This window comes from Cobetia sp. BMC6 (assembly GCF_029991385.1).
GTDB lineage: Bacteria > Pseudomonadota > Gammaproteobacteria > Pseudomonadales > Halomonadaceae > Cobetia.
Map to the genome: position 1 here is coordinate 1 of NZ_JAKUMF010000018.1, position 8,958 is coordinate 8,958.

Sequence of the window (8,958 nt, forward strand, 5' to 3'; positions counted from 1 at the left end):
ATTATATGATCGGTTACTACAGCAGCCTCAGGCCGCACAAGCATAACGATGGGATACCGCCGAACTTGGCAGAAAAGAACTACTGGAATGCTCAAAGCTCGGTGGCCAAAAACACTTGACCACTACATCCCAGCCATTCGCCCAGGTCACCACTTCAATGAGGCCGCTGCAGCTTACGGCAAGCTCCGTCTTGATCCGTGTCAATGGACAAGGTTCGAATCTGCGCTAGGTTAAGATATACATCACTCTGCAGGAGCACTGCCGCATGGCCAGGCACACGTCATTTCCTAAGCAATCCTCGCGGTCTGCCACCGCCTGGCATCGCTTTGGTCTGGTCATCCTGCTGGGCATGGTGCTACTGCTCTCTAGCGCCGCCACAATGGCAGATGACCCCTCCTCAGCAGATGCTCCCTCCTCTACTGAGTCTGGCCAGGTTGGCGTTGAGCCTCACGCAGATACGCACTCGAACACCGAGTTCATCAACGCAGACTATCCTCAACCGCGATGCCACCATGGCCATGGCACTCGTAATGTCGGCAGCGCCCTGTTGCGCCTGGAGCGCCAGGACTTGGAGCTCGAGCCCCTTCCCTTGAGCATGACGGCCCCGGCCATAGCGCCCCGGGTTGTCACCGCCAGCGGCTCGCCAAGTGCCCCTCCCTCACCCTCCTCGGTTCCTGTCTACCTTTTGACCCAACGCTACAGAGTCTAAGTCGACCTCGTATCTCCATCTCGCGCTTCCAGCCGTGGCCGCGTGGGAGAAAACCCGTGCCCGCCCCACATTGATCCAGGCAACTGCCGGAGTGGCCGCTGTGTGTGCAGAGACTCTTCCCACCATGAGAAGTGCATGCACATTCGCAACCACACCCGAGTGCTCGGTATCGGGTACGGCTTAGCGGACGTCACGAGGAAGACTTTATGGACGCACTGTTTTACTTCCTGCTTTGGGCAGCAATCCTCTTCTTGATGATGCGGTTCGGCTGTGGCGCCCACGTCATGGGGCACAGCCATGGCAGGACCAAACACGACAACGATAGCCCAGGGAATCAACGTGCAACTGAAGGGCTGGAGTGGATTCCGCCAGCCGAGGACGTCGACCCCGTCTGCGGCAAGACCGTCAGAACGAAAGGGGCCAAGCCAAGCGTCCACGATGGCCACGTCTTTTACTTCTGCTCTCGTGACTGCCGGGAGCGCTTCGAGGCCGCGCCCGAACAGTATCTCGTCCCTGGTGCAACGGCCTCGCCCCTCCAACCGGAGAACAAAGATGCCTGATGCCAATGCTCCGTTGACAGCCAAGCCCCGTTCAGGAACTCGCTTGCCGGTTCAGGCAACGCCGCGGATTCCCATGATCGCACTCGGGATGAGCCTGGGGCTGTTCCTGGCCGTAACCTTCATCCTTTGCGTCGGCTTCGATCTGCTGTTTCCCGACCAGGCGATGTATAAGAGCTGGCTGCGCTTGTTGCCAGGCTTCACTTGGCTCAGCTGGTCAAGCTTCTTCCTGGGGCTGGTCGAAAGTTTCGGCTACGGCTGGTACATCGCCCTGGTCTTCGGCCCGCTATACAACTTCTTTGTCACACGCCTCAACCGACACAGCGGAGCGTAGGCCATGAACGAATCCATCACTCAATACCGAAGGCCTCAACGCATGCGTGCGGCGTTGATTCCATTCCACTGAAGAGGTCGGAAACTGTCCGGGATCAAGAGCCGCCTACTTTCATCTCTACCTTCTCTTGACCCTTGGGTTACCCGCAGGCTTTAGCCTGACGTCAGGGCAAAGTAAGTAACAAGAAAAGGAGATCCGACCATGTGGGGCGACATGATGGCGTATATGGGGAGTTACGGCTGGGGGCATATGCTCTTCGGCGGGCTCATGATGGTGTTGTTCTGGGGCATCGTCATTGCCTTGGCCGTTCTCCTGGTGCGTGGCCTGACCCGAGGCCGGGGCGAGCCATTTTCTCAACGGCGGCCAACGGCCCTGGACCTTCTTCAAGAACGCTACGCCCGGGGAGAAATCGACCGCGAGGAGTACGAGCAACGCAAGCGCGATCTTCTGCTTTGATCGCACCTCCTGATTATTGGATACGGCACTATTAGTTTCGACCCTATCGAGATAGGGCCACGAGGTTGAATCAAGACGCGGAAGCGACGGAGACGATTCCATGACGCAACACCAACACGACCATTGTCACGGGCATGCCTCGCACGAGGCACCGACACTAGGCAGCGGCGATACGGACCAACACGCCGCCGGCAGCCAGGGTGGCGCCCAATACACCTGCCCGATGCACCCGGAGGTCGTCTCCGACCAGCCGGGTGACTGCCCCAAGTGCGGCATGCACCTCGTGCCCGTGGGAAGCGACGACTCGCAGACGCATGACGGGCATGGTCATGGGGCCTCCGCGCCGGCCCACGGCGGCAAGTACGACAAGGTGCCGGCCGGGCATGCCGGCGCCGTCTACACCTGCCCGATGCACCCCGAGGTGCGCCAAACCACTCCCGGTGCCTGCCCCCTGTGCGGTATGGGTCTGGAGCTGGAATCGGCGGCGGTCGGCGATGAAGGGCCGAATCCCGAGCTGGTCGATTTTACCCGACGCTTCTGGGTCGCGGCCGTGCTCACGCTTCCGGTCCTGATTCTGACGATGAGCCCCTACCTGGGCCTCGGGGCCATTCGCGACTTCTTCGGTGAACGCAACGCGATGTGGATCGAGCTGGTGCTCAGCACGCCGGTGATCCTGTGGTCGGGCTGGCCGTTCTTCGTGCGCGGCTACAACTCCTTCCGCACCATGAACCTCAACATGTTCAGCCTGATCGGCATGGGGGTCGGCGCGGCCTATCTGTTCAGCATCGTGGCGGTGCTGGTGCCGGGCGTCTTCCCCGACGGCTTTCGCCGGGAAGACGGCACCGTCGGCGTCTATTTCGAGGCCGCGGCGGTGATCGTCACCCTGGTACTGCTGGGTCAGGTGATGGAGTTGCGCGCCCGTGAAGGCACCGGCAAGGCGATCCGCGCGCTGATGGACATGGCCGCCAAGACCGCGCGGGTGATCCGGCCCGACGGCAGCGAAGAAGAGGTCGCGCTGGAAGACGTGCAGGTGGGCGACCACCTGCGGGTGCGCCCCGGCGACAAGGTGCCGGTGGACGGCGTGGTGGTCGAGGGCCGCTCCTCGATCGACGAGTCGATGATCTCGGGCGAGCCGGTGCCGGTGGAAAAGGTCAAAGACGACAAGGTCACCGGGGCCACGATCAACGGCACCGGCAGCCTGGTCATGGAGGCCACCCGCATCGGCGCCGACACCATGCTCAGCCAGATCGTCGAGATGGTGGCTGCCGCCCAGCGCAGCCGCGCACCGATCCAGAAATTCGCCGACAAGGTGGCGGGCAAGTTCGTGCCCGCGGTGATCGGCGTCGCCATCCTCTCCTTCATCGCCTGGGCGATCTGGGGGCCGGCGCCGGCGCTGTCCTATGCGCTGGTCTCGGCGGTGGCGGTGCTGATCATCGCCTGCCCCTGTGCACTGGGGCTGGCCACGCCGATGTCGATCATGACGGCCACCGGACGCGGCGCGCAGGCCGGCGTACTGATCAAGAATGCCGAGGCGCTGGAAGGCTTCGCCAAGGTCGATACGCTGATGGTCGACAAGACCGGCACCCTGACCGAAGGCAAGCCGAAGCTGGTGGCGGTGCTGCCCGAGGAAGGGCATGACGAGGCCGAGGTATTGCGCCTGGCGGCCAGCCTCGAACGTGGCTCGGAACACCCACTGGCCGAGGCCATCGTCGCCGGCGCCGAAGAACGTGGCGTATCCCTCGCCGATGCCACCGATTTCGAAGCCGTGACCGGCATGGGCGTCAAGGGGGTCGTGGACGGCCAGTCGGTGGCCCTCGGCAACGCCAAGCTGATGGCCGAACTGGGCCTCGATGGCGGCCGGATCTCCGAGACCGCGAACGCCCGCCGCGATGAAGGCGAAACGGTGATGTTCGTCGTGCTCGATGGCCAGATCGCCGGCCTGGTCAGCGTCGCCGACCCGGTGAAGGAGACCACCCCCGAGGCCCTGAAGGCGCTGCACAAACTTGGCTTTCGCATCATCATGGCCACCGGCGACAACGAGCGGACGGCCAAGGCGGTGGCCGGGCGACTGGGTATCGATGAGATCCGCGCCGACGTGCTGCCCGAGGACAAGGCCCGCATCATCCGCGAATTGCAGGAACAAGGCCGCAAGGTGGCCATGGCGGGCGACGGGGTGAACGACGCTCCCGCCCTGGCCCAGGCCGATGTGGGCATCGCCATGGGCACCGGCGCCGACGTGGCGATCGAAAGCGCCGGCTTCACGCTGGTCAAGGGCAACCTCGACGGCATCGTTCGGGCCCGCAAGTTGTCGCTGGCCACCATGCGCAACATCAAGCAGAACCTGTTCTTCGCCCTGGTCTACAACGGGGCCGGCGTACCGATCGCCGCCGGGATCCTCTATCCGTTCCTCGGCATCCTGATCGGGCCGATGTTCGCCGCCTTCGCGATGAGCGCGTCTTCGCTGTCGGTGGTGATGAATTCGCTGCGCCTGCGCCGGGTGAGGATTTGATCATGCATGACGAAAAGGGGTGGCTGGAGCGAGGACCCAGCAAAGGCAGCTTCTGGCTCATGGTGGCGATCGCCCTGGCGGTGATGGGCTTCCTGCTCTGGGAGGAGCACAAGGTGCACCTGCTCGGTGCCCTGCCCTGGCTGATCCTGCTCGCCTGTCCGCTAATGCATGTGTTCATGCACGGCGGACATGGAGGCCACGGGGGTCATGGCGGGCATGATGATCACAAGGGAGGACGCGATGAGTGATGACGTACCCGCCTATGGGCTGTGGGGCCTGGTCATTCTCAACTCGGCGATCTTCATCTTCTTCGCCTTCAGCTTCTTCAAGCCGCAGACGCGCCGCGACTGGCGCTCGTTCGGGGCCTTCAGCGCCTTCCTGGTGGCGCTGTTCACGGAGATGTACGGCTTCCCGCTGACCCTCTACTTCCTCTCCGGCTGGCTGCAGTCGCGCTACCCGGAGGTGGACTGGTTCAGCCACGATGCGGGCCACCTGCTGGAGATGCTGTTCGGCTGGCAGGCCAACCCGCATTTCGGGCCGTTCCATCTGCTGAGCATGGTGTTCATCGCCGCGGGTTTCTGGCTCATCGCCGCCGGCTGGCGGTCACTCTATACCGCCCAGCGGCGGGGAGAACTGGCCACCACCGGGCTCTATGCCCATGTCCGGCATCCCCAGTACGCCGGCTTCGTGCTGGTGATGACCGGCTTCCTGCTGCAGTGGCCCACCCTGCTGACCCTGGTCATGTTCCCGGTATTGGTGTGGATGTACTCACGACTGGCGATCCACGAAGAGCGCGACGTAGCGCGCCAGTTTGGCGACAAATGGCAGACCTACGCGGCCCGCACGCCACGCTTCATTCCGCACCTGCGGATGGCGAGTACGAGTGGCTGGCGCCTGTAAGGACAAAATCCCAGAGGTGCAGTCATGAAAAGCAGACGTTTTTCTCGTCGGCACGATCGTGGTCGTCAGCGACGACTCGCCCGGGGCTTCTTCTGCCCCTGCCACGGCTCCCAGTTCGACTTCGCCGGACGCGTGTTCAAGGCGGTGCCGGCGCCGATCAACCTGAAGGTTCCGCCGTACCGCTTCCTGTCCGAGTCCCGGATCGAGATCGGCGCCCACGACATCCTGACACTGAGAGGTATCCACTATGACCGCCAAAACATCCACCACCAAGCCACCCACGGCTCATAAAACCCCGCGCAAGCGCCAACCCACCGCCCCACCAGAGATGGACGCCCCGATGACCGCACCCGAGCCCGAAGAAGGCACCCTCCCGAGCCACCCGGCCACGGAGCTACTCGCCTATCAGACCGACCTGTGGCGACGCGGCGTACGCTACCTGGACACGCTGTGTGAGCGCGCGGACAACATGCTCGAGCATGAGCAGGCGGGCAAGCCGCCACTGCTCGACTTCGATTACGAGATGCTCGTGGATGGCCGTCGACTGGCGCGCCCCGCCAACTATGCCCTGCTGCGCATCACCCGGGTCGGCGAGGACTGCCTGGAGGGCTGCCTCGACGAGACTAGGCCGCCAGTGATGATCGTCGACCCGCGTGCCGGCCACGGCCCAGGCATCGGCGGCTTCAAGCGCGACTCCGAGGTGGGCATGGCGCTCCACGAGGGACACCCGGTCTACTTCGTGATCTTCTTCCCCGAGCCCGTCCCCGGCCAGACACTGGAGGACGTGCTGCACGTCCTGCGCCGCTTCGTCGAGACGCTGGCCGAGCGCCACCCCGGCCAGCCGCCGGTGCTCTACGGTAACTGCCAGGCGGGCTGGGCCATCGCGCTGCTCTCCGCCGACTGCGAGGGTCTGGTCGGGCCGGCGGTGCTGAACGGCTCGCCGCTCTCCTACTGGTCCGGCGAATCCGGCGTCAATCCCATGCGCCTCGCCGGCGGCCTGCTTGGCGGTGCCTGGCTGACGCACCTGATGGCCGACCTGGGAGACGGGCGCTTCGACGGTGCGAACCTCGCCACCAACTTCGAAGCCCTCAAGCCTGCGAATACCCTGTGGCAGAAGGACTATCAGCTGTTCGCCGACATCGACGGCCAGCGCGAACGCTTCCTCGAGTTCGAGCGCTGGTGGACGGGCTTCTATAGCCTGAGCAAAGAGGAGATCGTTGCCATCGTCGAGAACCTTTTCGTCGGCAACAAGCTGGAGCGTGGCGAGCTCGAGGTCTGCCCCGGCTGTAGCGTCGACCTCAAGCGCATCCGCAACCCCCTGGTGATCTTCGCCTCCGGCGGCGACAACATCACCCCGCCCCATCAGGCGCTCAACTGGATCCCCGCGGTCTATCCCGATACCGCGGCACTCAAGGCCGCCGACCAGCGTATCGTCTACCTGCTCAATCCCCACGTCGGGCATCTGGGCATCTTCGTCTCCTCCAAGGTGGCGCGCCTCGAGCACCGAGCGATCCTCGAGAGCGTCGGCAATCTGAATGACCTGGCCCCTGGCCTCTACGAGATGCGCATCGACAACCCCACCGGCGACCCCGACTGTCACAAGCCCCAGTTCCAGGTGCGCTTCGAGGAGCGCCGCGTGGAAGACCTGAACTTTCCCGACCAGGCCCCGGCGTTCGAAGGGGTGCGAGCGCTCTCCGAGCACAATGTGGCCCTCTACGAGACCTTCGTCGGGCCCTGGGTGCGGTTTTACACCACCCCCTGGTCAGCCGAGGTGCTGCGTCAACTGCATCCGGCGCGGACCAGCCGGCTGATGTACTCGGAACGCTTCTCCCCCTGGATGACCGGTGTGAAGTGGCTGGCCGAGATGGTAGAGACCGCACCGGCGCCGATCGATAGTGACACCCCCTATCGGCAATGGGAGACGCTGTTGAGCGACTCTATCGCCTCGACGCTGGAGCTTGCCGGCACGACCCGCGACAGCATGTACGAGATGGGGTTTCGCAGCCTCTACGGCGGGGGATGGTGGAGCGAGAACGAGTGACCCAGTCGAAGCCGACCCGGTTTACAGCCAATACCTATAGAGCAACCCACTAATGGAGAGCAATAAATGAAGATCGAGACCTTTCATGACCTGATCGACTGGACTCGCCAGCTGCATGCCCAGTTGGCCGAGTGCTTCAGGCACTGTGCCACCCGGCAGGAGGAGGCACGGGCCAAATCACTGCTGGAGTATCTCGCCGATCACGAGGCGGTCCTGGAGCACACCGTGGCCAGCTTCGAGAAGCAGGCCGACCCCAAGGCCCTAAACACCTGGGTCTACGATTATCTGTCGCATGCGCCCATCAAACCCCATCAGGCGTGCAATTTGCCCTATGCCGAGATGGGCTTCGAAGACATCAGCCGGGAAGTCTTCTCGCTGCACGATCAGGTCATCGCGCTATACCGCTACCTGGAAGGACGCGCCGACATCCCCGAGGCTCGGGATCTCGTTCGCGAGCTCTTGAAGCTGGAGGAACACGAGGCGATGCGTCTGTCCCAGCAGATCAACCGGGCTCGGGATCTATAGATGTCGACGCTACAGGGCCGTCTAAGCAGAGGTCGTAGCCACTAATGAAGAACGGATGATCGCCCGGCACGTGCAGCGCACATTAACCAACACCCAGGAGGTGACATGACCCAGACGGCAACGCCAGTGGCCCTTGCGACGCTCGATGATCTGATTCAGCGAGCCGGTGGCGGTAACCCGATCCGCGTCGCCGTGGTCAACGCGGCCCAGGCCGCCGTGCTGGAGACGCTTCGCGAGGCGGCGAGGCTGGGCATCGCCGAGCCGGTGCTCATCGGCCGTCCCACCGAGATCGTCGAGGCCGCCGCGGCGATCGGGTGTGTAGTGGCATAGTGAATCTGGCCACCTGATTTTGAGTGTATGATCACTCACAGAGACAGTCAGGTGCAGATGATGACGAAGAAGAGAACGTTCAGCCCGGAATTTCGCTTGGAAGCGGCCCAACTCGTGGTCGATCAGGGTTACACGCTGAAGGCGGCGTGTGAGGCCATGGGAGTTGGCAAATCCACCATGGAATATTGGGTACGCAGGCTTCGGGCTGAGCGAGCAGGCAAGGCGCCGCTGAAAGGTGAGGCTCTGACGCCGGAACAGCGTGAGATCCAGGAACTGAAGCGCAAGCTGCGGCGGGTGGAGGAAGAGAAGGCAATATTAAAAAAGGCTACCGCTCTCTTGATGTCGGACTCCCTGAGCAATTCTCGATAATCGAGCGACTTGAAGAGAGCTATGCGGTGCAGCACTTGTGTCAAGTGTTTGGGGTGCATCGCAGTAGCTACCGGGCCTGGCGTGACCGGGATAGAAGGCCCTGTGAGACTGAGCAGAAGCTGCTGGATCAGGTTGTCGAGGCGCATACCGTCAGTAACGGCTCTGCCGGCGCTCGCAGCATTGCAAAAATGGTCACGCAGGCAGGAATACAGTTGAGTCGTTATCGGG

10 protein-coding genes and 1 pseudogene are annotated in these 8,958 nt (G+C 63.2%); all 11 read left to right on the forward strand.

Annotated elements, in window-relative coordinates; genetic code table 11:
* Positions 1-915: 915 nt before the first annotated feature.
* Positions 916-1,269, forward strand: coding sequence for a YHS domain-containing protein (locus tag MKZ40_RS16685; RefSeq protein WP_052384923.1), 354 nt, complete (start codon positions 916-918; stop codon positions 1,267-1,269).
* A complete protein-coding gene (locus tag MKZ40_RS16690) occupies positions 1,262-1,600 on the forward strand; it encodes a DUF5676 family membrane protein (RefSeq protein WP_225347873.1) in 339 nt (112 codons plus the stop codon). The genes MKZ40_RS16685 and MKZ40_RS16690 overlap by 8 nt, the downstream gene beginning before the upstream one ends.
* A 201-nt stretch (positions 1,601-1,801) precedes the next feature.
* Positions 1,802-2,056 (forward strand): SHOCT domain-containing protein, encoded by a 255-nt coding sequence (locus MKZ40_RS16695; protein WP_043337204.1) that lies wholly within the window; start codon positions 1,802-1,804, stop codon positions 2,054-2,056.
* Between the two features lie 100 nt (positions 2,057-2,156).
* Complete coding sequence (locus MKZ40_RS16700) at positions 2,157-4,565, forward strand: copper-translocating P-type ATPase (RefSeq protein WP_175090792.1); 2,409 nt, start codon at positions 2,157-2,159, stop codon at positions 4,563-4,565.
* A gap of 59 nt (positions 4,566-4,624) precedes the next feature.
* A complete protein-coding gene (locus MKZ40_RS16705) occupies positions 4,625-4,813 on the forward strand; it encodes a DUF2933 domain-containing protein (RefSeq protein WP_306298809.1) in 189 nt (62 codons plus the stop codon).
* Positions 4,806-5,465, forward strand: coding sequence for an isoprenylcysteine carboxylmethyltransferase family protein (locus tag MKZ40_RS16710; protein ID WP_087720110.1), 660 nt, complete (start codon positions 4,806-4,808; stop codon positions 5,463-5,465). Before MKZ40_RS16705 ends, MKZ40_RS16710 begins: the two co-directional genes overlap by 8 nt.
* Positions 5,466-5,549: 84 nt before the next feature.
* A pseudogene (locus MKZ40_RS16715) lies at positions 5,550-5,756 on the forward strand (hypothetical protein); the annotation flags it as partial.
* Positions 5,757-5,805: 49 nt separating this feature from the next.
* Positions 5,806-7,506, forward strand: coding sequence for a DUF3141 domain-containing protein (locus MKZ40_RS16720; protein ID WP_213115273.1), 1,701 nt, complete (start codon positions 5,806-5,808; stop codon positions 7,504-7,506).
* A gap of 66 nt (positions 7,507-7,572) precedes the next feature.
* Positions 7,573-8,031, forward strand: a complete 459-nt coding sequence (locus MKZ40_RS16725) for a hypothetical protein (protein ID WP_043337196.1) — start codon at positions 7,573-7,575, stop codon at positions 8,029-8,031.
* Positions 8,032-8,136: 105 nt separating this feature from the next.
* On the forward strand, positions 8,137-8,361 hold the full coding sequence (locus MKZ40_RS16730) for a hypothetical protein (RefSeq protein ID WP_087720112.1): 225 nt from the start codon (positions 8,137-8,139) through the stop codon (positions 8,359-8,361).
* Positions 8,362-8,421: 60 nt separating this feature from the next.
* Entirely contained in the window at positions 8,422-8,730 is a 309-nt protein-coding gene (locus MKZ40_RS16735; RefSeq protein ID WP_043337211.1) for an IS3 family transposase, read from the forward strand.
* Positions 8,731-8,958 lie beyond the last annotated feature (228 nt).

What these genes read in the sequence shown, in the direction of transcription:
- MKZ40_RS16710 (WP_087720110.1), top strand. Translation starts at nt 4,806, where the DNA reads ATGAGTGATGACGTACCCGCCTATGGGCTGTGGGGCCTGGTCATTCTC.
- MKZ40_RS16725 (WP_043337196.1), top strand. Translation starts at nt 7,573, where the DNA reads ATGAAGATCGAGACCTTTCATGACCTGATCGACTGGACTCGCCAGCTG.
- MKZ40_RS16700 (WP_175090792.1), top strand. Translation starts at nt 2,157, where the DNA reads ATGACGCAACACCAACACGACCATTGTCACGGGCATGCCTCGCACGAG.
- MKZ40_RS16685 (WP_052384923.1), top strand. Translation starts at nt 916, where the DNA reads ATGGACGCACTGTTTTACTTCCTGCTTTGGGCAGCAATCCTCTTCTTG.
- MKZ40_RS16695 (WP_043337204.1), top strand. Translation starts at nt 1,802, where the DNA reads ATGTGGGGCGACATGATGGCGTATATGGGGAGTTACGGCTGGGGGCAT.
- MKZ40_RS16720 (WP_213115273.1), top strand. Translation starts at nt 5,806, where the DNA reads ATGACCGCACCCGAGCCCGAAGAAGGCACCCTCCCGAGCCACCCGGCC.
- MKZ40_RS16690 (WP_225347873.1), top strand. Translation starts at nt 1,262, where the DNA reads ATGCCTGATGCCAATGCTCCGTTGACAGCCAAGCCCCGTTCAGGAACT.
- MKZ40_RS16730 (WP_087720112.1), top strand. Translation starts at nt 8,137, where the DNA reads ATGACCCAGACGGCAACGCCAGTGGCCCTTGCGACGCTCGATGATCTG.
- MKZ40_RS16735 (WP_043337211.1), top strand. Translation starts at nt 8,422, where the DNA reads ATGACGAAGAAGAGAACGTTCAGCCCGGAATTTCGCTTGGAAGCGGCC.
- MKZ40_RS16705 (WP_306298809.1), top strand. Translation starts at nt 4,625, where the DNA reads ATGGTGGCGATCGCCCTGGCGGTGATGGGCTTCCTGCTCTGGGAGGAG.